Below are 25,390 nucleotides of genomic sequence, written 5' to 3' on the forward strand. Positions count from 1 at the left end.
AGAAAACAACATGGCAAATATTCTATCAGGTCTTACAGTTATTGATTTGACACAAAACGTGGCAGGTCCGTTTTGTTCACAAATGTTAGGGGATTTAGGAGCGACGGTCATCAAGATTGAACGTCCGGGACATGGAGATGACACGAGGCATTGGCACCCGCCTTTATGGGGGGAGGAATCCTCTACCTTCTTAGCATTAAATCGTAATAAGAAAAGCATATGCGTGGATCTTAATCATTCGGAGGGGCAAAACATTGTCCGTGAATTATGCAAAAAGGCAGACATCTTTATCCATAGCTTGAAGCCTGGAAGCGAAGAATCCCGCGGACTCGGCTATGAGACATTATCGGAAATAAATCCTTCTTTAATTTACGCGGCGATTAGTGCATTTGGTGATAAAGGGAAAATGAAAAACAAGCCAGGCTACGACCCGCTTATTCAGGCATACAGCGGCATCATGAGTTTGACAGGAAATGAGGGAGACGACCCGGCTCGTGTCGGCGTATCGATTGTTGATATGGCAACAGGAATGTGGTCTCTGATTGGTATACTGACTGCCCTTCACCAACGCAACGAAACCGGCAAAGGCTGCAAAGTAGCAAACAGTCTGTTAGAAACGGGAGTAGCATGGGTTACATTACAGCTTTCAACGTTTATGGCTTCCGGAAGACTTCCTAGGAAAATGGGAACAGGAATGGCGACTACAGCACCTTATGAAGCTTTTAAAACAAAAGGGGACCAATGGGCGATTATTGCAGCAGGTAACAATCGACTGTTCAAAAATTTATGTGAAGCGCTTCAAATGCCGGAGCTAGTCGAGGATCCGCGATTTGAATCCAATTCATCAAGAGTCCAAAACCGTAAAGAGCTTCACAGATTGATAGAAGAATGCACCTTACGCTATGAGGTGGATGACCTCGTCAGCTTAATGGCGGAATACAATGTACCAAGCAGTCCAATCAATACATTAGATCGGGTACTCCGAGATGAACAAGTGAATGCACTTTCTTTAATAAAACCAGTAGAAGGTTTTCGGGTTTCTGATTTCCGAATGGTCGATTTACCATTCCGAATTAATGAAGAACGCGGTAATCTTCAATCACTGCCACCATTGCTAGGGGAGCATACGGTTGAAATTCTTAGATCATTAAATTACTCAGAAGAAGCATTGGAGCAGCTCAAGAGCAAGAGCATTATTGGTTGGGAGGCAGACGATGAACTTACCCCAACACGTTGAATTGTATGAGGTAGGACCAAGGGAAGGCTTTCAATCGGAAGCAAGCAAAATTCCTACCGAAGATAAGATTCGTTTTATTAATTCATTGAGCCAAACTGGACTCAAAAACATTGAGGCTACTTCCTTTGTTAGTCCGAAATGGGTGCCTCAGATGGCAGATGCAGAAATGGTATTAGCAAAGATTGATAGAGTGCCAGTGGTTGCCTATCGAGCGGCATATCTGAATTTGAAAGGACTTGAGCGGGCCCTTACCAATAACGTGACATTGGATGGAAGTCTTGTCCTATCTGCAAGTAATGTCTTTTCAAAACGGAATATGAATAAAACAACGAATGAAATGCTCGAAACATTGCCAGAATGGATCGAGGCCTATAAGAATGCAGGCATTCCGGTGAAACAGATGGGATTTATGGCTTCCTTTGGCTGTAACTTTGAAGGCTACATTAACTTAGATCATTTGCTGGAACTCATGGGTAAGGTTATTTCTTTAGCAGAAAGCTATGGAGAACGGATACAGAAGGTCAAGTTAGCCGATACGATGGGCTGGGCGAACCCAGAACAGATCAAACGAACCGTCCGTGCCATTCAGGATAAATGGCCGGAGCTTAACATCCATTTGCATTTGCATGATACACGCGGACTTGGTCTCGCAAACGTTTATGCAGCACTTCAGGAAGGGCTGTGGGAATTTGATACGGCGGTTGCAGGCCTTGGAGGCTGTCCATTTGCCGCTGTGAAAGGGGCGCCAGGAAATATTTCTACAGAGGACGTCGCATTTCTATGCGAGGAAATGGGCATAGATACAGGACTTAACCTGGAAGCATTAGTTGAATGCTCCAAGATGGCTGAAAGGATTGTAGGGCGAGAGCTCCCTGGGCATTTGTCCAAGGGCGGGGTTCTTCCCGGAATCAGACCACAATCCTGGATGCAGGTACAAGGATCTTAATTTAATAGAAAAATATATTCATAAAACATGGAGGAATGAAAAATGAATTTTGAATTTACTGACCTACAGAATGATATTCGCGCTGGAGTGAGAGAGGTTTGCTCACGGTTTGATCTAGATTATTGGAGAAGATCCCATGAGGATCATACCTATCCGACAGAATTTGTAAAAGCCATGAGTGATGCAGGCTGGCTAGGCGCACTAATTCCGGAGGAGTACGGCGGCTCAGGGTTAGGTTTTACAGAGGGAGCTATTATCCTGGAAGAAGTCAATCGTTCCGGTGGAAACTCTAACCAGGTTCATGCCCAGATGTATACGATGGGTGCACTTCTCAGACATGGAAGTGAAGAACAAAAGAATAAATATTTACCACAAATTGCGGATGGTTCCTTAAGACTGCAAACGTTCGCTGTTACAGAGCCTGACGCAGGTACGGACACAACTAAAATTAAAACATTCGCTGAGAAAAAGGAGACCGTTACATTATTAACGGACAAAAAATCTTTATCTCCCGTTTCAACAACACAGATTTGATGCTGCTCCTTGCTCGTACAACACCGCTTGACAAAGTAGAAAAGAGAACACATGGCATCAGCTTGTTTCTAATTGATACCCGTGAAGTTGGAAAAGGGATTGAATCAACGACAATTTCAACTATGCTAGGCGGAGACACCAATCAATTGTTCTTCAATGACCTTGAAGTACCTGAGGAATGTTTGATTGGTGAAGAAGGAAGAGGGCTTTACTGCGTAATGGACGGAATGGTTGCAGAAAGGATTCTTGTATCCGGTTCAGCGCTTGGTAATGGAAAGTGGTTTATTGACCAGGCAGTAAAATATGCGAACGAGCGTGTTGTCTTTAACCGTCCAATCGGTCAAAACCAAGGGATCCAGTTCCCGATTGCACAAGCCTATATGGAGCTTCAAGCTGCGGAGGCCTTAATGTATAAAGCAGCTTCTAAATTCGATAACAATCTACAGGCTGGGGCAGACGCAAATATGGCGAAGTACCTGTGTTCTGAAGCTGCTTATCATGCAGCTGAAGCGTGTATGCAAACGCATGGCGGATATGCTGCAGCAAACGAGTACCACATCAACCGCAAGTGGATGCAAGCAAGAATGATGAAGATTGCTCCAATCTCTTCAAACTTAATCTTAAGCCATGTAGGTCAGCACGTATTGAAAATGCCAAGATCATATTAAGAGAGATTCAAGAAAGGAGGGCGATTTGTGTGTGTACAGTGAAAGAATCCTATGAAATGTTAAAGGTTGAATATAAGGGTGATCATAATGAAATCCTGGTTGTCACGTTAAATAGACCTGAAGTAATGAATGCGATGAATACGAAAATGCTCGAGGAAAGGCTAAGGCTTTTCCGCGAGGAGGCTTACAACGAAGATTTAAGGTGTGTGGTCATCACCGGTGCAGGAGAGAGAGCGTTCAGCACCGGAGGCGATTTAAAGGAACGCAATGGAATGAGCGACGGTACGTGGAAACGACAACATCATATCATTGAGGACTTGGTTCTGTTAACGCTGGATTTCCCGGTACCTGTTATCGCTGCCGTGGAAGGCTATGCCCTTGCTGGCGGATGTGAAATGGCGCTGTCAGCTGACTTTATCATTGCTTCAGAAACAGCTGTTTTCGGCTTATCGGAAGCATTAAGAGGAATTTTACCTGGCGGCGGAGGGCTGCAAAATCTGGCCCGGGCAATCGGTGTACGTCGAGCCAAAGAGCTCATCTATACTGGCCGAAAAATTGACGCTGCACTTGCATACGAATGGGGTATGGTCAACCGAGTCGTTTCCAAAGGAAAAGCACTGGAAACCGCATTGGAATTGGCAGCCAAGATTGCAGACACCGCCCCAATGGCAGTAAGAATGGCAAAAGTCTCCATTAATCAAGGATCTGAAACAGATTACCATACTGCCTACGCTCTGGATATTGCAGCATATAACCAGTTAGTAACATCACAAGACCGGTTAGAGGGAGTGGCAGCTTTTAATGAAAAGCGTAAACCAAGATGGAAAAATCAATAACTTGATGTCAAAGCTTACTGCCTTTATTACCGAAACAACCTATCGAAAGCTTCCAGAGGAAATGGTGGAATTAGCCAAGCAGGCAATCATCGATACAGTTGGGGTGGCATTAGCCGGGTGGAATGAAACTGCCGTAGAAAAGGCTAAAAAGGTATATGGTTTACATGAGAACGGGCAGGGTATTTCCTCCCTTTGGGGAGAGCCGGTGAAGATCGATTGCGATAAAGCAGCCATCATTAATGGAACGGCCTCACATGTGTTGGATTATGACGATGCCTCGGTTGGTGTCGTCATCCATCCCAGCGCACCAATTCTGTCTGCGATTACGCCACTTGCCGAGAAGCTTTACAGCTCAGGTAAAGAGGTTATAACAGCCTATGCTATTGGCACGGAGGTCATGATCCGCATTGGACAAGTCATGGGGATAAGGCATTACAACCTCGGCTGGCATGCAACCGATACATTGGGCACGATTGGAGCTGCTGCGGCTTCTTCCTATCTGCTCCATCTCAATGAAGAGCAATGCTCCCATGCCATCGCCATTGCTGCCTCAATGACCGGAGGGTTACAGAAGAATTTCGGCTCCATGACCAAGTCGCTCCACGTAGGATTGTCGGCATCGCATGGTATTCAGGCAGCACTCTTAGCTGAACAGGGCTTTACCGGGAATTGTGATATTTTTGGAAAACGCGGCTTTTTCATGGCATATAGCGGCGGGGCCAACGAGGAAGAGCTGCAGAAGGCGATGGACTCCATTACATTTGGAGAGCCTTACGATATGTTGGAAGGACTATCCGTTAAGAAATTCCCTTGCTGCTTTGGTACGCACCGCTTTATCCAAGGAGCGCTTGAACTTAAAGACGAGCATCAGTTGAGCTTAGAGGATGTGGAAGAAATTGTTCTTCAAGCACAGCCGAGAAGCCTCCTGCCTTTGGTTCATTCTCGGCCAATAACAGGATTACAAGGAAAGTTCAGTGCTGAGTATACTGTACTGGCATCGCTAGCCGATGGATATGTAAGGCTGAACAGCTTTGAGGACGATCAAGTGCTCCGTGCAGAAATTCAGAAACTGTTTTCTGTGGTCAAGGTGTTGCAATTGCTGGAATCTGATGAAGACAAGCGACTTAATCGAAGATTAGCGGTAGAAATTTGTATAAAAACAAAGAATGCACAAGTATATAAAAAAACGGTTCAACACGCACCAGGCTCCAAAGAAAAACCGCTTAGTGAAGCAGAGCAACGTGAGAAGTGGGTCAGCTGCTTAAGCAAATATGCTCGGTCTTCACATGAACATGGCAGCATGGCTTCAATCGCTCAGGAACTGTATGATCAAGGTTTGCGAATCGACACATACACATGCTTTAGCGATTGGATTAACGAGATAAACAATAGATTGAATGATTATAAGCCAAAACAGATGATTTGATTCAATAAGGGAATCAAGTGGAAGGAGTATCATAATGAAAATTGCATTGTTCAACGAATATCGCGTAGGTGTTGTCGATGGCGGCAGTGTGATCGATATTACCGATTTAACATCTTGGAACAACGAGGTACCGCAAGCCTCTTTAGTCAAGCTTATGGGGGAATTTGAAGCTTTGAAACCAAAGATTCAGGCAGGTCTAAGCTCTTGTCCTGAATATCCTGTATCGGACGTTGTGCTCCGTGCCCCTGTTCCAAATCCGAGTAAAATCGTAGCAGCTCCTATTAACTATATCCTGCACAAACAAGAGATGAATACCGCTTTAACAGTAGATGGTCTCGGCTTTTTCCTAAAATCCCCATCTTCCATTATCGGGCCTAATCAAACAGTATTGCTGCCGTTCAGAGACAGAAGAGTGGATCATGAAGCGGAAATTGCCTTCGTAGTTGGTAAGGAAGCAAAGGATGTCAAGGCAGAGGATGCATCTAAGTATATCTTCGGCTATCTTGCTTTAATGGACATTACGGTCCGCGGTAAGGAAGATCGCCCATGGCGCAAATCCTTCGATACCTTTACTCCAATCGGTCCGTGGATTGTAACGGGGGACGAAGTGGAGAACCCAAATCAATTGCAAATGAATCTATGGGTTAATGATGAAATCAGACAATCGGCAAACACAAGTGATCTCATTTACGACTGCTATAAGTTCTTTGAGGCGGCTTCCAGTGTCATGACGCTGCTTCCGGGAGATCTTATCACGACTGGAACACCTGAAGGCGTAGCTCCGATTGCAAAAGGCGATACCGTGCGCATTCACATCGAAAGAATTGGTGAATTTTCCGTACAGGTTGACTACAAGCCGGGCATTTAATTGAAAAAAATGAAATCATTATTCATTTTATAGTTTGACAGTTAACAAGAATGGAAAGGTGACTATGAGAATTCATGAGACTTTTACAGAAAAAGATAGATTAGAACATAGGATCAACCATTTGAGAAATGAAATGATCCGTTCTGCTGCAGCTACTGGTTTGAATAGTCACAGGACCATTTACTATAGTCAGAAATTAGATAAACTCATCACCATCTATCAAAGGCATTTTTATCATTTGGACAAGAAGGCAAGAATGTTTCACAACGATAAAGTTATTTGAAGACTGCGACACTAATACGTTATATCGAAAGAGGGGGAAGTAAATGTCGGAACATAAAGCGAAGCAGCAATGGACACCGGAATTGCTGGATTTCCACCAGGAACTGAAGGATAAGAATATGGGCCCTTTATGGGCTTCCGTTTTCAGCGCACCTCAGCCAAAGCCGCGAGCCATACCCTATCTGTGGAAAAAGAAGCTGATTCTAGAGGCGCTTGACAAAGCCAAGGAGCTGCTTGCGGTAGGTACAGGTTCGATTGACCGTCGAGCCATCTATTTAGTGAATCCCGGGATGAAGCATTTGGAGCCTCATGGATGGGGAGGGGCAACGCAAACGTTATACGCTGCTGTGCAAGCGCTTAATCCGGGGAAATCGCCCCATCTCATAGGCATATGACATCAGCACTGAGGTTTATCATGGAAGGTCATGGGGCATCCGGCATTGTAAATGGTGTGAAATACCATTTCGAACCAGGGGATTACGTGATTACACCGGAATGGTGCTGGCATGATCATGTGAATGAAGGAAACGAAACGGTGCTATGGATGGACTGCTTAGATATCCCCTTCACTTCCGCACTGACAAGCTCCTTCTTCGAGTTGTATCCACAGGAGCAGCAACCGGTTGAATTTCCTGTAGATTATGGTACAAAGCGTTATGCAGGTGGTATGGTACGACCAATTTCCGATCGCAAGCCTTCAGCTGCACCGCTCGGACGATATACATGGGATTTGACGAAGCAAGCACTGGATGGACAGAGTGAATTGAATACGGATCCATGCGACGGGTTCGCTGTAGAATATATCAATCCTTCTACGGGCAAAGATGCAAATGGAAGAGTCGGTGCCAGAATGCAGAAGCTGCCAGTTCGATATAAGGGAAAAGCACATCGCCATGTGCATAGCACAGTCTTTCATGTGTACAAAGGAAGCGGGTATACGGTTATGAACGGTGTTCGTTTTGACTGGGAAGAAGGCGACTTCTTCGCATTGCCGGCCTGGACATGGCATGAACACGTGAATACTTCTGAAACAGAAGAGGCATTTTTGTTCTCTACAAATGATCTGCCAATTTTAGAGCCATTTGGCTTTGAACGAGAAGAAGCATATACAGAAAATGGCGGTTATCAGGAGATCAAATCAGTTTTTGAGCCTGATCTATCAGATGTAATAGCAATAGATTAGTAGAATTAAAAAATAGAAGGGTGATTGGAATGGGAGAAGTGAAAGAGGTCATCGTTGTAGGTGGCGGTATTGGCGGTTTAGCGGCTGCTCTAGGAATCGCAAAATTGGGAAAAAAAGTAACGATACTAGAGCAGGCCCCACAGTTTGGTGAGGTGGGAGCCGGATTACAGGTAGCTCCAAATGGCTTGAGGGCGCTTGATGCTTTAGGAGTACTGGATGAAGTCTATAAGCAAGCGGTATTTCCTCGCCGTCATGTGTTCATGGACGCACTGAGCGGTAATGAGCTATCTGCCGTACAATTTGGCGATAAATTCCGTGAGAGCTTCGGGTATCCATACATCGTTATTCATCGTTCGGATCTGCATAGTGTTTTACTGAAGGCTTGTCAATCGTTAGATAATATTTCTTTCTTGACTAATCATCGCTTGGAGTCCATTAAGGAATTCGATGATTATGTAGAATTACAGTGTCAAAATGGAGCTGTACTAAAAGGAGAAGCGGTAATCGGTGCGGATGGAATTCGTTCGAAGACACGTACACTAGTCAGTCAAGCCGATCCAGTTACCTCTAAGTATGTGGCTTATCGCTTTACTGTTCCAAGTTCAGAAATGACGATTGATATCGATTGGGATGAGAAATTCACGTGGATTGGGCCTGGTATCCATTTGGTTCAATATCCGGTGCGTCATAAGAATGTCATTAACCAAGTAGCAGTATTCAAAAGCTACAAATATAGTGAGAACTCTGATGATTGGGGAACGGAGGAGGAACTCCATCAAATGTTTGCAAATAGCTGCCCCACTATTAAGGAATCTCTCAAGTTTGCAGACCGCGGACTAATCACAAAGCTATATGATATCGAACCGCTGGAAAAATGGTCAACGAATCGCGTGACGCTTTTGGGTGATAGTGCTCATGCAATGCTGCAATATTTAGCTCAAGGCGCTTGTCAGGCTCTTGAAGATGCCGTTTGTTTAACGGAAAAATTACGGGAAAACGGTTCAAATATAGCTAAAGCATTAGACGAATACCAACAAGAACGCATTCCAAGAACGGCACAGGTTCAACGTGGAGCAAGGACCTGGGGAGAAATCAAGCATGCTGAAGATTCGGTTACACGGCTTCTTCGCAATACCATTATGCTGAATCGTTCCGCAGATGATTACGAATATTTGGAGTGGTTATATAAAGAGAGAAAGTTCTCCACTGTGTAAAACTTTGGGGATAACTTTTCACTCAAGTATTTAAAAGGCTATATTCCTTTATACATCCTAGGATATAGCCTTTAAATATACTTCTTTTTATTAGATTAGAATGATTTGATTTTTATATAAAAGCAAGGGCGTGATCATACATGAAAGTCAATAAGACAAGAGGTCCCTTAGAGGGGATTCGCATTCTCGATCTATCAACCGTTGTTGCTGCCCCTTATGGCGCTGCACTTCTTGGTGATTTTGGGGCAGAAGTCATTAAAGTTGAAATGCCTGAAGTCGGCGATCCATTGCGAAATCTAGGTCCCTATTATAATGGGGAAGGACTAAGATGGCCGGGCATGTCTCGGAACAAGAAGTCAATTACGTTGGATTTGCGTCAGGAAGAGGGCAAGGAAATACTAAGGAAACTGGCTAGCAAATCGGATATGGTCATTGAAAACTTCCGGACGGGTACACTGGAAAAATGGGGAATCGGCTATGAGGATCTAAAGCAATACAATCCCGATTTAGTTATGATCAGAGTAACAGGGTATGGACAGACCGAACCATATTCACACAAAGCAGGTTTCGGTACACCTGCTACAGCTTTTAGCGGTTTTACCTATTTACATGGATACCCCGATCGCCCGCCAATTAGCCCTTCTTTTTCCTTAACTGATTATGTGACAGGAATTTATGTGGCTTTTGCAGCGGTTACAGCTTTGTATCACAGGGATTGTCAGGATAAAGGGACAGGTCAATACGTAGATGTCAGCTTATATGAATCGATGTTCAGAATGATGGAATTCTTGATAACAGACTATGATCAGACTGGTAACATCAAGGAGAGATCACCAGGATTGAGTGGCCACTCAGCACCTGCCGGGAATTTCCTGACCAAGGATGGACATTGGATTATTTTGGTTACAAGCTCTGACAAAACCTTTGAGCGTTTGGCAAAAGTCATGAACCGGGAAGATATGCTGACGGATGAGCGCTATCATACCAACTCAATTCGTTTGACGCGATTTGATGAAGTAAACGGGATTGTCTCCGATTGGGTGAAGACCAAAACAAAAGATGAACTCCAGCAGCTTCTCGACGAAAGCGGTGTTCCGATGAGCAGCATTTATAGCATCAAGGATATCTTTGAAGATCCCCAGTATAAGGCAAGAGAAAATATTGTGGAAGTTGATCATCCACGACTGGGTAAAGTCAAGATCCCAGGCATTGTTCCAAAATTTTCTGAAACACCGGGTTCTATCAGGCAAATTGCACCGGAATTAGGCGAACATAATGAAGAAATTCTAAAGAATCTATTGGAGCTGGATGAAGGAACCATTGCTAGTTTAAAAGAGAAAAAAGTGATATAAAGGAGTGTTTGAACTTGGCTAGTAATAAAGAGGTTACGATTACCGAGGTTTGTCCAAGGGACGGGTTTCAAAGCGTCAGTGAGTGGATTCCAACGGAAGAAAAAGTCAGAATCATCAATCAATTAATTGATTGTGGCTACAAACAGATTGAGGTTACCTCATTTGTGCATCCTAAAGCGATTCCGCAATTGAAGGATGCGGATGAAGTATTGAAAAGGATCAAACGTTCAGAACATGTGAAACTACGAGCACTTGTTCCGAATACACGAGGATTGGAGAGAGCCATTGCAGCTGGCGTGGATAAGGTAAAACTGATGCTGTCCGCTTCTGATTCCCATAGTATAAGTAATGCAAACTGCAAGACGTTGGAGGCTTTTGAGAGGTTTGAGCCGCTAGTTGAACTCGCAGAAAAAAGCGGCATGAAGGTAGGTGGATCTATTTCTGTTGCCTTTGGATGCCCTTATGAAGGTGAAACTCCAATTGAACGTCTTGTGCTGATCTGTGAGCGATATCGCTCCTTGGGAATTAAAGAGGTTTCACTAGCAGATACAACGGGTATGGCAAATCCAATACAGATTAGAAACAATGTTCGTGAATTAATGAAGAGATTTCCAGACTTTACTTTCTCCCTGCATCTTCATAATACAAGAGGCATGGCATTTGCCAATGCCGTCGCTGGATGGGAGGAAGGCATTGTTCATTTTGACAGCTCCGCAGGCGGATTGGGAGGCTGTCCGTATGCACCAGGTGCAAGTGGAAATATCGCTTCAGAGGATTTGATTCATGGATTTGAGGAAATGGGGATTTATACCGGAGTCTCCTTAGATAAAGTGTTAGTGGCAGCCAAGGATGTCCAGCAGAGTCTACCCAAGTATGTAGACAGCTTCCTACTGAAAGCAGGCAAATGCTCAGATTTATCCGCCAGCCCAAAGGCACAGCAAAAAGTCCAGTTATAGTTTGGGAAGAATGGAGGATTACGATTGTATCAGCAAACTTTAAGTACTGCTTATGGATCGGTTTGCATTCACAGCTTGCAGTCGTTGAAACAAAGAGGCATGGTGAATGTAGATGATTTACCCTATACGTTGAAGATTCTTCTTGAATCGCTCATGCGAAATCAAAGCAGCCTTGGGATTTCAGAACAGGATTTAATTCGGGTTGCTTCAAGAACACGATCCAATGAAGCGGTTGAAATCTCGTTTTTGCCAACAAGAGTCATTATGCAGGATGCATCGGGTGTTCCAGCTTTAGTCGACTTTGCGTCGCTTCGTCAGCGATTGCTGGAAGAAGGAATTGATCCTCATCAAGTGAATCCTGTCATTCCCGTTGATTTGGTTATCGATCATTCGGTTCAATTAGATGATTTTGGATCGGCCACGGCTTTTTCAAATAATCTCCATATGGAATATGAACGTAACCAAGAAAGATACGAGTTTTTAAAATGGGCACAGCAATCATTTACAGGCTTTCGCGTTGTTCCGCCTGCTAATGGTATCATCCATCAAGTGAATTTGGAATGCTTGACCAAAGTTGTACAAATTGCAAATCAGGATCATGAGAAAGTGGCATTTCCTGAAATCGTAATTGGCACGGATTCTCATACTACAATGGTGAATGCGTTAGGTGTGCTTGGCTGGGGGGTTGGAGGAATCGAAGCAGAAGCGGCCATGCTCGGGACCCCTGTTAGTATGTCAGTGCCTGAAGTGGTGGGTGTCGAAATTATTGGCAAGCTGAATGAAGGAGTTACAGCAACGGATGTTGCCTTAACCATAACCCAGCTCCTAAGAAAGTATAATGTCGTGGGCAAATTCGTCGAATTCTTTGGACCCGGCCTGAAGCATCTTTCCCTCCCCGATCGGGCGACCATCTCCAATATGGCTCCTGAATATGGGGCAACCTGCGGCTTCTTCCCGGTTGATGAAGAGACGTTAAAATTTTTGCGTATGACTGGCAAGCGAGATGAGGAAGTTGAGCTTGTGGAGCGATATTGCAAAGAACAAGGATTGTTTCATCAATCTGATTCAAATAGGAGAGTTTATTCTTACCTTTTAAGGCTTGATTTGCAGTCCGTGGAGGCAAGTGTTTCGGGTCCTAAGCGACCGCAGGACAGAATGCCGATTACTAAGGTGAGACAGTCTTTTCCTAAGCCCCTTTTCGCTAACAAACCAAACGGTTTAAGTAATCATGGAACAGAATTAAAGGATGGATCCATTGTTATAGCAGCCATAACAAGCTGTACGAATACATCAAACCCCTTTAATATGTTAGGTGCAGGGCTTTTGGCAAAGAAGGCGGTAGAGTACGGTTTAACCGTACCTAAAACCATTCAGACTTCGTTGGCTCCTGGGTCTAAGGCGGTTACAGCTTACTTGCAAAAAGCAGGGTTACTTCCATATTTGGAAAAGCTGGGTTTTTATCATGCCGGTTACGGATGTACGGTATGTGTAGGCAACAGCGGAAAGCTGGATGAAGAAGTTGAAAAGGCAATTCAGGAGCGTGATTTGACGGTTGCTGCGGTATTAAGCGGAAACCGTAATTTTGAAGGACGGATTCATTCCTTAGTCAAAGCAAACTATTTGGTCTCTCCTCCATTAGTCATCGCCTTTGCTATCGCAGGCACCATGGATATTGATATGGAATGCGAACCGCTTGGGCGATCGGCTGCTGGAAAAGATATCTATTTGAAGGATATTTGGCCGAGTTCCAATGAAATTGCCAGTCTGGTGGATTCTACCATTTCATCCGATCTATATCGAGAAGCCTATCAAAATGTGTTTGAAGGCGACGATAGATGGCAGGGTCTAAAATATGATGATGCTCCGATTTTTAGATGGAATCATCGGTCCACCTACTTTAAAATGTCCCCTTTCTTCAAAGCGGAGCTAAATATGAACCAACCAGAAGATATTCACCAAGCCAGAGTCTTGTTAATACTAGGTGATTCCATAACGACGGACCATATTTCGCCAGTCGGGCACATCGCGTATGACAGTGCAGCCGGACAATATCTTGTCAAGCAGGATATCGAATCAGCTAATTTCAATTCTTACGGTTCTCGCAGAGGAAATCATGAGGTACTGGTTAGAGGGACATTTGCCCATCCCAGGTTAAAAAATAAATTAATAGATAAGACAGGCGGTTTCACTCTCCATGTACCGAGCGGGGAAGAAATGGATGTCTATTCTGCATCCATCAAGTACCAACAGGAAAATACGCCGCTCATCATCTTAGCCGGTAAGGACTACGGAATGGGGAGTGCAAGGGATTGGGCAGCTAAGGGCACCTATCTTCTCGGCGTCAAGGCGGTCATCGCGGAAAGTTTTGAACGAATTCACCGCAGTAACTTGGCCATGATGGGGATCGTACCTCTTCAATTTATGCCTGGAGAAAGCTATGAATCGTTGAATTTAAACGGTCAGGAGACTTATTCTATTATGGGATTAAACGAGCCGCTTAGTCCGCTTCAAAAAGTAAGGGTTGAGGTTACTAAACCAAATGGCTCAAGGCTCTCTTTCCAGACTGTGCTTCGTTTGGATACTCGAATGGAAGTTGAGCTTTATGTAAAGAAGGGTATTTTTCAGAGTATCCTAGGTCAATGGGAACAGAGTTTGACTAGTTGATAGATTCAAAACGCACTATATGAAAAAAGGAGAACTTTTTAAGGTTCTCCTTTAGTTATAGAATTTGCCCGTAAAACCACGTGGGCTTGCCCCGTGGATGTAAGGGCATCGCTCAAGGGTGGTCTTTTGACCGCCCTATTTGAGCGATTTTAAGAGCTATTCTTTGCGAACAAACATTCCTATATGATATGATAGATTCATAAAATAAGGTTGAAAATAAAGAAACTTAGGTGGTAAAAATGAGTGAATACAACACTTTAAAAAAGTATTTCCGCTAGTATGCTGTTTAAGAAATTCCCAAATTTAAAGAAGTTTTATTCTCGTTGTGGAGTTTTATGGAGAAAGGGATATTTTGTGAGTACAGTTGGCAGGGTAAGTGAAGCAACGGTGAAAAGATATATACAGGAGCAAAAGACCAAAACTTGATCGAAAGGAGTATGTGTTAGATGAATACAACAAAAGAAAATAAGAAAACAAGAAAAAAGAATCCGCCTTCTGAATTCACAAAAACATTAAACGTCATTCGTAAATCACATACTCCTCTTCATACAGTAGAAGTCGAACTTAAAGTTTCGCCTTTTCAACATTACAGGATGAAACGAATCGGTGAGCACTTACGAGTGATTAGAAACACCGTGTTGGGTGAATTATACAAAAACTATCTTCAAATGATACGAACAAAAAAATATAAGGCGTTGTTAAAACAATACCGTTCGGTATCGGATGAAATGTTAAAAGCGACCGATGATGGTGAAATAATAGAAAAAGAACTTAATCGTCTAAAAGAACAGCTATCAGAATTGCGAGATTCCTATCATGTCACGTTTGATTTTGCCAGAAATTATGGTGCAGGATTACGAGAGAAAAAATTTCATTTGCCAGACGCCGTGACTGTTTGGTCTGTGTGTGAAATGGCATGGAATTCGATAGAAAATATTCTTTTTAGTGAGGGTGAAAAACCTTATTTCTATCAAAAAGAAGATTTAATTACCTTTCAAGGTAAACAAGCGGAACGGTGTGTCATCTTAAAATTTGAAAAGAAAACAGGACGTTGGACCGCTAGCCATAATGGCATGAATTTTCCTTTAATCATCAAGAAGAATGATTTATATGTTTCGGAGACTCTCTCTCATATTCAAAATTACATGGAGAATGGTGCAGAAATCGACCGAATAAATGTAGATCGACACTTAACAGGTAAACCTATCCTTCCTACGTATCGGATTCGAAATAATCGAATTGTAAGAAAAGAAATCAGAGGAAAAATCAGATATTTCCTTCAAATCGTAGTAGAGGGTACTCCGCTACCCAAGCGTAACAAAAACGGTTCTTTCCGCCATACCCTCGGTACAGGGCGAATCGGCGGGGACATTGGTACTCAGTCTATCGGAATTGTTTCCAAAGACCAGGTACTATTAAAAAATTTAGCTGAACGTTCTTTGAAAACATTTTATACCGAACGAAAAATTCTCAACATTCAACGGTATTTAGACCGTTCCCGTAGGGCAATGAATCCTAAAAACTTCAACGAGAACGGAACGATAAAAAAAGGAAGGAAAGTATGGAACTTTTCAACGAGATACAAGAAAGCTCAAATGGCAGTAAGAAATCTCCAAAGAAAAGCAGCTGAAAGCAGAAAATACGCACATAATGAGGATATCAATCGATTGCGTTTTATTGGAGATGAATTGATTATAGAGAAAATGGACATAAAAGCTCTTCAAAAGAAAGCAAAAACAACTGAAAAAAGCGAAAAAACAGGAAAATGGAAACGAAGAAAACGATTTGGTAAAAGCATTTTAAAACGGAGTCCTGGCTATTTTATTCAACAAGCCAAATATCGATTTGGTTTAACCGATGGAAAAGTGAGAGAAGTCAACACATGGACATTTAAAGCCTCTCAATATGACCATGTGTTGGACAAGGGAAATAAAAAACAATTATCAAAACGATGGCACGCCCTACCTGATGGAACGAAAATTCAACGTGATTTGTATTCAAGCTTTTTACTCTATTGTGCAGACGATGAAGGGCAAAAGTCTGACCGAGAAGTATGTTTAGTAGAATTTGAAAACTTTCTAGTATTGCATGATGAATGTATTCAGCAAATTAAAAACAACCGTAAGGTTGTCTTAAATAGTGGCATTAAAATTTCTTAATTAACAAAACTGGGGGTATGACTTAGCCTCCATTTTCGAAAGAAAAGAAAACGAACGCTAATGTGGTCAGAGGACTGCTTGTTTGTTGGTTTTCACCCCTATAGCTAGTGCGTAACGCCGATGGGAGTTTGACTTCATGTACGCTTGCGAGAAACTATATGTGAGAACCCACGTGGGCTTGCCCCGTGGAGTAAGTCAGTGAGAAAAGATTACATTCTTACTGTTTCAAGTACATTAACTCTTTGTGATCATGTCTTGGTCAAATTTTAACGCTCGTCTTTTTGCCACAAATACATAGTAAAATCTTAAGGCCGGCATAACAAATAAAAAGATAAATAAGAGCCTGAATATTTGGAAGACAGAAACAACCGAGATATCTGCATGAATCTCATTTGCCAGTAATACCATTTGATCAATTCCGCCAGGTGCTGTACTTAAAAAGCTTGATGCAAAAGAAAAGCCTAATGTATAGGAAACGATAAAGCTAGTGCCGTAGGTTATGACGATTAAGCCAACGGAACTTAAGATACCTGCTGCTAAATAGCGGAAAGGCAGCTTAACCATAGGCGGCTTTAACATGAGACCAATCTGAGCGCCAATTAACAGTTGTGCACCATTCATGACAAGAGGTGGGACAGGTGCTAAGTCGAAGGGAGCAAATTGCAAACCGATGACCAGAAGAATAGGTGCTAAGAAATAAGCAATTGGCATTTTAAAGTGTTTAGCAACATAGGCAAAGCCCCATGACAGTAGAAATAATAGGACTAGACTATATGACATAGGGATATTTACTGCTGACTTGCTTACGATATGGCCTGACACAACAAATGGAATGACCACAACCACTAAAAGCAGCCGTACTACCTGGAAATAGGTAATCGCCGCTAAATCGACATCCTTTTCTTCCTCTGCAAATAGAAGAATTTGACTTAGTCCGCCTGGAATGGTCCCTAGAATCATCGATTTTAAAGATAGTTGTGACCATTTACTTAATACAAACGCCAGCACAATGGAACTGGCAATAAGGATAATATTTAAAAGAAACATATAGACTAATAGAATACCAGTGCTTCTAAAAAGAGCTAAGTTGAATTGTTCACCAATAGCAATTCCTACAATGACAATTCCCATTTCCTGCAGTCTTGACGACCATGACAATGCTCCTTTATAGAAAAATTGTGCAGTGATAATGGAAAAAATAGGACCAAGCATCCAAGGAATGGGGATGTGCAACAAGCTAAATACATACCCGCCAATAACAGCTAAGAGGAATACTTTTAACATGCCTTTCAAGAATGACACCCCCTAATAAAATATTGGTTCAATTATCTTGCCAAGAAGAGAATGAATTCCCCTATGAAAGTGAAGGAAGACTTCCGCTGATGGAAGTCTTCTTTATCCTTTCCTTCAAAAAACGATCAGCATTCCATTTTGATAGAGGATAATCATAAGGAATGCTGATTGTGTGAAAGCTGTGCTACGCTTTTACTGCTTGTATATTTACGTCGTCGCGTCGACGATCACCCCAATAGGTAGAGCCGTTTTTCTGGTATTCCTTGTAGGACCATCTAATAGGTTCCCAATCTGGCTCAAAGATGAGGTAGCTGTTTGTGAAAATCTCAACTCGCAGGCCGCTGCCCGGATCTTTTACATAAATAAACATTGCTTGAGAAATTCCATGTTTACCTGGACCGACAAAGCTCACTTCTTGTTCACTTAAAATGTCAGCAGTACGCAAAATGTCTTGAGCATTATCCTGCCAGAAAGCGATATGGTGCATTTCATTTGGTCCAACAGAAGGTTTTGACATCATGGCTACATCATGTACTAAATTGGTGACACTCATCCAGCCTACTACTTGTTTATCGTCAGCATTTACTAAATATTCGCGTAATTTAAAGCCTAATGTTTCTTGTAAATAGGTTACAATTAGGTGATTATCCAACGACGTTTGCAAATTGACATGGTCGATTCGACGTGGTGAAACACCTTTTGCCCATGCTTTATAGACTTGGTTTTTCAAGACTGATTTACGTCCATCTTCTGCTGCTGGTTTTTCCATATCAAAATAAATTTCGAAGCGGTGCCCACTTGGTAATTCAAAACGGATGGCTTCGCCTTGACCTGCCTCTTCACCAGCTGCGATCCAGCATACCTCTGTTCCTGCATCCTCTAATAGACGGGCAAAATTTGCCACATCTTCCCGGCGTTTTGCTTTCCAGCCAATATGATCGATATAAGACGTTTCTCCGGCTGTGATCGAAAGGGTATGGTGCTCAAAGTCACCCCATGCACGTAAATAATGTGTACCATTAACCTCGCGTGTTTCCTCTAACCCGATGACTTCTTTAAAGAACCATAATGATTTTTCTAAGTTCTCTGTTACTAATGCAACATGCCCTAATTTAGCGATTTCTGGAGCGTATATAAATTTTTCCATTCCCTACACCTCTAAATGTTATAGATTTTCAACTGACTAGATTGAATTTTACAAGCTATTATCCTTGAATATTTGTTTGGATCCCAAATAAATGTCTTCCGTAACCGTGGATTCCATCTTCGTATAATGATGTGATATGTGTTCCAACCGCAAGTAAATCGCGTGTAAACAATTCTACTGGATGACCTTTTAATAGGGCATGCCCGCCAAGGGTCAACAAGCTTTTCACCCCAATATGGACACACTTATCAATCATAGAAGCCCGAATCGCTTTATATTTAGCCCCTTCATATGGACCGCCTTTATCTTCTTCCATCATCTCAATGTAACGGTTTAAAAGTAATCTTGCCTGTTCCATTTCTAAGCTTAATTCTGCAAGTACACGTTGACTCGTCGGAGAATCTTTTTCCGCGACACCTGAGAAGCGAACGCGGCCAGCAGTATGCTTTTCAAACTCAGCCAAGACACGTTCAGCGCCGCCAACAGCCATTGCCGCAAAGCCTACATAGAAGCCAGGATAGAAAGGAGTGTTGTAGTATAGATAATCTTGATCGAAATCTTTTTCTGGTGGCTGAGGGCATTCGATCATTTTACTAAAACGAAGAATTGCTTCAGGTTTTACAAAAACCTTGTCAACAATCAATGTATTACTGCCTGAACCGCGTAATCCAAGAGAGTCCCAGTTTTTCACAATTTCTAAGTCTGATACTTTTAAGAGAATGCCAACACGTTCCGTTTTATCAGAGTCATCAAATTTCATAAAAGCCCCAACGCCAACCCAGTCACAATAATTGATTCCGCTTACAAAGTGGTACGTTCCAGAAACATAGTAACCGCCCTCAGTCTTTTCTACCTTCCCTACAGGTGCGAAAACATCGGCGACAAACCCGCCTTGGTTCACGACTTCATCTCGTAACGGCTTTGGCAGGTAGGATACCCACGCATTGTGTAAGGAGAAGAAGGTTGTGAGCCACCCAGCGGATAGATTGTGATAGCTGACAGTTTTGATCATATCAACATAGGAATGCCAGTCAAGCTGTGGATAACCATACTCTTTCGGAAGAATTAAACGATTAATTTGTTCTTCGCGAATGATGTTGGCAATATTTTCTGAAATCGTGGCATCTTTATCAGCCTGTGCGGCTTCAAGCTCTGCAGCCTGACCAATTCTTTTTGCCTTTTCGATAATTTCATCATAAAGAATTTTATTATCAACAAGAAGTTCCATACAATTATTCCTCCCAAATTGGATGTATTATTTTACTGTTGCAGCTTCCTCAATTTTAAGTCCAAAAAAGTCAATAACGAGTTTATTAACGATTTCGGGTTGATCTGTTTGACATTGATGGCCGCAATTGTCAATGTAATGAAACTCGATGTTTGGCAGTGATTTTTCCAGTTTATAGGCGGTTTCAATAGGTGCAACCCCATCATTTTTGCCCCAAATGAATATTCCAGGAATTTTTAGCTTTGGCAAGGAATCTTTAATACAGTAGCGGTCCCATAACTTTGGATCATTATTCATTTTTTCTAAATAATCATCAAATGCTTTGTTTGCTTCCCGTACACCTGGTCGGTTTGCAGCTTGATGGCGTATTTGGATTAATTCTTCTGGAACTTCTACGCCATTCGAATTTCGAGTCATAAACTTACGAAGTGCTTCTTCTGTATAATCGTAGCCGATAACTTCTAAAAATGATCGTAATTTTCTTAATGGTACTTCCTGCATGGCTTGATAAATGGTGTTACTGCCAATATAAACAACCTTTTTTACTTTTTCCGGATGATCAATGGCATACTTAGCTGCGATATAAGCACCTTGTGAATTGCCAACTAAGTACACTTCATCTAAACATAATGCTTCAATAAAATCGTGTACATGATCTACTAGGCTTTGGTGTCCATTAACAGGCCATGCATGTGGTCGTGTGTCTGTATAGCCCATTGATAATTGGTCTGGTGCAAATGCACGATAGCCTCTTGCAGCTAAAGCGGGTAACATTAAACGCCAGCCGGCTGCACCGCAAGCGCCCGGGCCTGCCCCGTGTAAAAGAATAACAGCTGGTCCTTTTGTACCTGCCCATGAATAATGTGTGCGAACTCCATTTGCTAGCACCCAGCTATTATGAATACCCTCGAAAATTGTCATGAGTTTTACCTCCGTTGTTTATTTGTTTTTGAGTATGATTAAAGTATACATACTGAATTTTCGGAATATAATATTAATTTTTATTGAAAAATGCTTATTATTCTTTAAAATTTATTGAAATTCAATATTTTCTGAATTATATTTAAAATAAAAAGGGGAAAATGTGCTTGTGAGTGATCTCTTAATTGATTCAATGGGAACGAAGGACATTTTAATGTCGGCCAATGCCTTCCTTACGTTAAAAAATAATTTAATTAAAAATATTGGGTCGTATAAAACAAAGGGTTTCTTGTTTCGCTTTGGGAAAGAATTCGGCATAGAATCTGCTAAAAAAGTTTTGCATAATGGAACGAGGAAGAAGACAGTTGGTAAAATGCATGCAAGACTTGGGCACGTAAAAGATGTTACATTTACAGGGGAAATTTTGAGGCATCCAGACGGTAGAATTGAATGTGTTAACACAAGAGGGGAATGGGTAGAGTCGTTCGAGGCAGAGCTGCATGTGAAAAATTACGGCTATGCCACGGAATGTATTTGTCACACATTATGTGGTTTTGCCAGTGGGGCCTTAACCTATGAATTTGGGGAATCGATTATTGCAATTGAAACAAAGTGTGTCGCGAAGGGGGACCCTTGCTGTGAATATGAAATTCGTTTGGAACAGGATTGGTTGCCAGAGCAGGTGGAGTTAATCAACCTGTATCAAAATGATAATATTTTGTCGGAATTAGAAATGACCTATGATGCACTCTTGCATCATAAGCAAATGCTTGAAAAAATTTCAACGTTCCATAGCCAACTCACAAAAAAGGTGACAGATAAACATTCGATGGATGAGATTATTCGAACAGCTCACCATTTATTGAACATTCCAATTTTGATTGAAGACATCCATGGAAATGAGTTAAGCCAAGTCGGACTGACTGAGGAGCAATTACAAACTATTCGAAATAACCAATCGAACCTAAAATATTTGGGAGATAAACAATCTGCATCCTATTATGCAAGTGCTTCTTATGAAAAATTAGTTTCGCCTGTATTAATAAATAATAAAAATTACGCAAGATGCTCATTTTTTTACTTTTCTCCACAGGTAATGGACGATAATGATTATTTATTTTTAGAAAGAATATCGACTGTTATTGCCTTATGCATTTTATATGAGGAGGCACAATTTGAGGAACAGCGGCGTATGAAAAGCACCATATTAGAACGATTAATTCATAATCAAAACATTCAGGACATTGAATCCTATTTTAAGTTTTTGCCATTTAAATTTCAGCCGCCATTCTCCATTGCAGTAGTTTATATTGATAGAATAAAGCCGAATAAAGAGATCATTGACTTGCATGAACAACTAATCCAACTGTCAGCACTTATAAAAAAGTGGGAACTGCCTAGCATTTTTGCTGTGGTTGCAGAAGAAATTACGTTATTAAACTCACAAATTATCGATAAACAAGCTTTCATCAAAAAACTTAATAAAATCTTTCAGCAAATGGAAAAACAAAATAATAATTATAAATATACAATAGGCATCAGCAGTGCTTTTACAGATCTAAATCAATTTGATCGAACGTTGAAAGAAGCACGAATTGCCCTAAGATTCCCCAATAAACAACTCACTACAGACTATGAGGATTTGGGTATATTAGGTGATATCGCTACAAATATGAGCGTAGAGCAGCTGCACGAAATGGCAAAGAAAACATTAAAGGATTTGTATCATTTCGATGACCTGCGCAAAAAGGAGCTGCTTCATACGCTTTATGTCTATTTATTAAATGGGCAGCGGTTAAAAGAAACAATGGAAGAACTGGCATTATCGATTGGCGGGATTCAGTATCGTATAAAGCAAATTGAAGAACTGCTGCAGGTGACGGTCAAAAATGCTTCAACCGCCGCCTATATTTTATTAGTTATTCAAGCGCTTATTTTGTCAGGAGAATTACAATTTGATTGAGACAAGTAAAAAAACTCATTGAAAATGGATACTGCCATCTTCAATGAGTTTTTTTTAGATTATTTCACTGCATCTACCAGAACAGATGTAACAGTATTCTCATTTTTCGTGTAAGTCATCTTGCGTTTGCGTGTCAATAATAAGATTACAGCACTACTAATATATAAAGCTACAATAATTAATACGCCTGAGTTAAAACCAGAACGAGTATCGCCTCCTGCTAATGTAATTAAATAACCTGTTATATAAGGACCGATAATCCCTGCCAGACTCGAGATTGATAATGAAATTCCTGAAATACTGCCGATTAAGTTCTTCGGTACGATTAATGTTTTAATGGTTGTACCGAGCGGCAGCAGACACGTATTAATGATTAGGCCAATCGCAAGGAAAATAACCGATACAATTGGTGTTTCAACAACTGTTGTTACGCCGTATGCAACAGCCCCTGTAATCAATACCAAAGTTAACACTCTATCGTATGATTTGATAAGGCTTTTATTTTTGCGGAATAACACGTCTGTATATTTCCCGGCAAAATCGCAAAAATGGTCCCTGCAACTCCCATGCCTGGCAAATACGTCACTCATTACTTGTGCGTTAAGGCCAACAATTTTCGTTAAATATGTCGGCGCCCACGTAAGAACCCAGGTGTTGATCCACATCGATACAAACCCTACGACCATTACGGAAAGGACATAAGGGTTCAATATGATTTTAATAATGTCTTTGAATTGGGCATTCTGTGTAGAGGGTAGAGTTGAATGCGTTTCTTGAATCGGTTCTTTTGGCTGACTTCTAAAGAAATAAAAGACAACTGCCCAAACTAGACTCACTAGGCCTAATACAGCAAATGTATGCTGCCAACCAACTGAGCCTAGTAATAATACTAGAATAGGGGCCGCTAAATATGTACCGAAGGTTGTCCCAGATGTCATAATGGCGTAGGCAGATCCACGTGTTTCATTCGAAAACCATTTCGCAATGTGCGCGACACACAATCCATACGTACCACCTTCGAAGAAGCCTAAGATAACACGGATTATGATTAATCCTATGAAATTTTTAACAAAATAGGCTCCTAATAAAGAAACCGTCCAACCTGTTGCAATCATTATCAGCAAATTTTTAGTATTAAAGCGATACGTTGAAGTACCTAGTATAATACTGCCTATCGCATAAGCGGCAAAGAAACTGCTGCCTGCCAAACCAAATTGATCATAATTCAAATGCAGTTGACTCATAATCGTTTCTGCAGCTAAGCCAAGAACTGACTTATCTGCGTAATTCAATACAGACAGTGCAAAAATCATGGCTAGTACTAACCAACGCATCTTCACAACTCCTCAAATGTTATTCAAATTCCTTAAAATATTTTTTCAGAATATTCAGGTGAGTTTATTTTATGTGATTATTACTATATTTACAATGAAAAGTTGTTATCTATATCCAAAACTTTTATTATTTAAGAAATAATTATTCATGTTTAAATTTGATTAATTTTAAGTATGCATTGTTAGTGATTTTTATTGTTTTTCTCTATAATTTCAATAAAAAACATGATTATAATTTTTTTATGATTTTTTTATGATAGTAACAACTAATAAGTTACAGGTTAATGAGCTGGAGCTTAAACAAAGGAGGATTGGCAAATGAAAGTGATATATGTGAATGCTGCCAATTTACATGATTTGCAGGCAGAAGCACCAGATGTTGCCATGGCTCTTGGAAACTTTGATGGTGTACATCTGGGACATCAAAAGGTTGTGGAAAGCGCAAGGCAGCAAGCTATGAAACATCAGCTTTCATTGGCGGTCCTTTCCTTTTCACCACATCCTAAAAGTGTTTTAATTCCAGGCTTTGAAGTCGCCTACTTAGAGCCGCTTAATCAAAAAATAGAAAAGCTTGAGCGGTTAGGTGTCGATATCTTTTATGTGGTTGAATTTACAAAGGAATTGGCAAAGCTTAAAGCGGCCGATTTTATGCATCAATATGTTGTTGGTTTGGGTGCAAAGGAGATCGTTTGTGGTTTTGACTATACATATGGCGCAAAAGCGATTGGTAAGGCCGAAACGATTCAACAACAGGTACCACCACATATTGGAGTTACGGTAGTGGAGGAATTAAAGTGGCAAGGGCAAAAAATCAGTTCAACACTTATTCGAAATTATTTACGTGAATGTCGATTACAAGAAATTCGAAGTTTGCTAGGAGACTACTATAAAACAAGGTATTGCTGTAAAAATGGTATTTTACCAAATTATTCACTGCCGAATATAGGTAAATATAAAATTTTGATCGAAAGAGATGGCACTATTTCAGAGGCAATCGCAATGGTGAAGTCAAAAACGAAAATTCTTTTGGAGTATGACAATCCGACTTTCGATAGTGTCTTGACTATTAAATGGCTGGAGAAAATATAAATAGAAAAATATATTAGCATTGCAGTTTTAATTCTCTTACAAGAATGAGAGACTCAATGATCAATAAAAGGTTAATCAAAGGGGAGAGAA

At 41.3% G+C, this 25,390-nt stretch carries 23 protein-coding genes; 18 read left to right on the forward strand and 5 right to left on the reverse strand.

The window, feature by feature from the left end; genetic code table 11:
- Positions 1 to 10 precede the first annotated feature (10 nt).
- From RCG17_RS23380 to RCG17_RS23455, 16 genes are all read left to right on the forward strand, one after another.
- A complete protein-coding gene (locus RCG17_RS23380; protein WP_308172425.1) occupies positions 11 to 1,237 on the forward strand; it encodes a CaiB/BaiF CoA transferase family protein in 1,227 nt (408 codons plus the stop codon).
- Complete coding sequence (locus RCG17_RS23385; protein ID WP_308172426.1) at positions 1,215 to 2,183, forward strand: hydroxymethylglutaryl-CoA lyase; 969 nt, start codon at positions 1,215 to 1,217, stop codon at positions 2,181 to 2,183. The genes RCG17_RS23380 and RCG17_RS23385 overlap by 23 nt, the downstream gene beginning before the upstream one ends.
- Positions 2,184 to 2,225: 42 nt before the next feature.
- The gene (locus RCG17_RS23390) at positions 2,226 to 2,717 is read left to right on the forward strand and encodes an acyl-CoA dehydrogenase family protein (protein WP_308172427.1); all 492 of its coding nucleotides are present in this window, start codon (positions 2,226 to 2,228) and stop codon (positions 2,715 to 2,717) included.
- Positions 2,690 to 3,385, forward strand: a complete 696-nt coding sequence (locus RCG17_RS23395) for an acyl-CoA dehydrogenase family protein (protein ID WP_308175932.1) — start codon at positions 2,690 to 2,692, stop codon at positions 3,383 to 3,385. The genes RCG17_RS23390 and RCG17_RS23395 overlap by 28 nt, the downstream gene beginning before the upstream one ends.
- 29 nt (positions 3,386 to 3,414) lie before the next feature.
- Entirely contained in the window at positions 3,415 to 4,221 is an 807-nt protein-coding gene (locus tag RCG17_RS23400) for an enoyl-CoA hydratase/isomerase family protein (protein ID WP_308172428.1), read from the forward strand.
- Entirely contained in the window at positions 4,187 to 5,647 is a 1,461-nt protein-coding gene (locus RCG17_RS23405; RefSeq protein WP_308172429.1) for an MmgE/PrpD family protein, read from the forward strand. The genes RCG17_RS23400 and RCG17_RS23405 overlap by 35 nt, the downstream gene beginning before the upstream one ends.
- Positions 5,648 to 5,681: 34 nt before the next feature.
- The gene (locus RCG17_RS23410) at positions 5,682 to 6,515 is read left to right on the forward strand and encodes a fumarylacetoacetate hydrolase family protein (protein ID WP_308172430.1); all 834 of its coding nucleotides are present in this window, start codon (positions 5,682 to 5,684) and stop codon (positions 6,513 to 6,515) included.
- A 64-nt stretch (positions 6,516 to 6,579) separates the two neighbouring features.
- On the forward strand, positions 6,580 to 6,798 hold the full coding sequence (locus RCG17_RS23415) for an aspartyl-phosphate phosphatase Spo0E family protein (RefSeq protein ID WP_308172431.1): 219 nt from the start codon (positions 6,580 to 6,582) through the stop codon (positions 6,796 to 6,798).
- A 43-nt stretch (positions 6,799 to 6,841) separates the two neighbouring features.
- Entirely contained in the window at positions 6,842 to 7,192 is a 351-nt protein-coding gene (locus RCG17_RS23420; RefSeq protein ID WP_308172432.1) for a cupin domain-containing protein, read from the forward strand.
- A 20-nt stretch (positions 7,193 to 7,212) separates the two neighbouring features.
- Positions 7,213 to 7,980 (forward strand): cupin domain-containing protein, encoded by a 768-nt coding sequence (locus tag RCG17_RS23425; RefSeq protein WP_308172433.1) that lies wholly within the window; start codon positions 7,213 to 7,215, stop codon positions 7,978 to 7,980.
- Between the two features lie 29 nt (positions 7,981 to 8,009).
- Positions 8,010 to 9,194 (forward strand): FAD-dependent monooxygenase, encoded by a 1,185-nt coding sequence (locus RCG17_RS23430; protein ID WP_308172434.1) that lies wholly within the window; start codon positions 8,010 to 8,012, stop codon positions 9,192 to 9,194.
- A gap of 140 nt (positions 9,195 to 9,334) precedes the next feature.
- A complete protein-coding gene (locus RCG17_RS23435; RefSeq protein WP_308172435.1) occupies positions 9,335 to 10,546 on the forward strand; it encodes a CaiB/BaiF CoA transferase family protein in 1,212 nt (403 codons plus the stop codon).
- A gap of 14 nt (positions 10,547 to 10,560) precedes the next feature.
- Entirely contained in the window at positions 10,561 to 11,502 is a 942-nt protein-coding gene (locus RCG17_RS23440; RefSeq protein WP_308172436.1) for a hydroxymethylglutaryl-CoA lyase, read from the forward strand.
- A 24-nt stretch (positions 11,503 to 11,526) separates the two neighbouring features.
- Entirely contained in the window at positions 11,527 to 14,166 is a 2,640-nt protein-coding gene (gene acnA / locus RCG17_RS23445; RefSeq protein WP_308172437.1) for an aconitate hydratase AcnA, read from the forward strand.
- 267 nt (positions 14,167 to 14,433) lie between these two features.
- Positions 14,434 to 14,592 (forward strand): transposase, encoded by a 159-nt coding sequence (locus tag RCG17_RS23450; protein ID WP_374120982.1) that lies wholly within the window; start codon positions 14,434 to 14,436, stop codon positions 14,590 to 14,592.
- 20 nt (positions 14,593 to 14,612) lie between these two features.
- Entirely contained in the window at positions 14,613 to 16,325 is a 1,713-nt protein-coding gene (locus RCG17_RS23455; RefSeq protein WP_308172438.1) for a hypothetical protein, read from the forward strand.
- Between the two features lie 234 nt (positions 16,326 to 16,559).
- Here RCG17_RS23455 and RCG17_RS23460 read toward each other — a convergent pair whose 3' ends face one another.
- The 4 genes from RCG17_RS23460 to RCG17_RS23475 all read right to left on the reverse strand — a co-directional run bounded on the left by RCG17_RS23460 (position 16,560) and on the right by RCG17_RS23475 (position 20,914).
- Complete coding sequence (locus RCG17_RS23460) at positions 16,560 to 17,609, reverse strand: AbrB family transcriptional regulator (protein ID WP_308175933.1); 1,050 nt, start codon at positions 17,607 to 17,609, stop codon at positions 16,560 to 16,562.
- Between the two features lie 193 nt (positions 17,610 to 17,802).
- Positions 17,803 to 18,765: a VOC family protein gene (locus RCG17_RS23465; RefSeq protein WP_308172439.1), complete on the reverse strand. Its 963-nt coding sequence runs from the start codon at positions 18,763 to 18,765 to the stop codon at positions 17,803 to 17,805.
- A 58-nt stretch (positions 18,766 to 18,823) separates the two neighbouring features.
- Positions 18,824 to 19,993: an acyl-CoA dehydrogenase family protein gene (locus RCG17_RS23470; protein WP_308172440.1), complete on the reverse strand. Its 1,170-nt coding sequence runs from the start codon at positions 19,991 to 19,993 to the stop codon at positions 18,824 to 18,826.
- A 27-nt stretch (positions 19,994 to 20,020) separates the two neighbouring features.
- Positions 20,021 to 20,914: an alpha/beta fold hydrolase gene (locus RCG17_RS23475; protein WP_308172441.1), complete on the reverse strand. Its 894-nt coding sequence runs from the start codon at positions 20,912 to 20,914 to the stop codon at positions 20,021 to 20,023.
- A gap of 169 nt (positions 20,915 to 21,083) precedes the next feature.
- Here RCG17_RS23475 and RCG17_RS23480 point away from each other — a divergent pair, with 169 nt between their 5' ends.
- Positions 21,084 to 22,877, forward strand: a complete 1,794-nt coding sequence (locus tag RCG17_RS23480) for a V4R domain-containing protein (RefSeq protein WP_308172442.1) — start codon at positions 21,084 to 21,086, stop codon at positions 22,875 to 22,877.
- Between the two features lie 59 nt (positions 22,878 to 22,936).
- Here RCG17_RS23480 and RCG17_RS23485 read toward each other — a convergent pair whose 3' ends face one another.
- Entirely contained in the window at positions 22,937 to 24,211 is a 1,275-nt protein-coding gene (locus tag RCG17_RS23485; RefSeq protein WP_308172443.1) for an MFS transporter, read from the reverse strand.
- A gap of 318 nt (positions 24,212 to 24,529) precedes the next feature.
- Between RCG17_RS23485 and RCG17_RS23490 the strand changes: the two genes are divergently transcribed.
- Entirely contained in the window at positions 24,530 to 25,300 is a 771-nt protein-coding gene (locus RCG17_RS23490; protein WP_308172444.1) for an FAD synthetase family protein, read from the forward strand.
- Positions 25,301 to 25,390: the final 90 nt, after the last annotated feature.

The organism is Neobacillus sp. PS3-12 (assembly GCF_030915385.1).
Taxonomy (GTDB): Bacteria; Bacillota; Bacilli; order Bacillales; family Cytobacillaceae; genus JAEVLT01.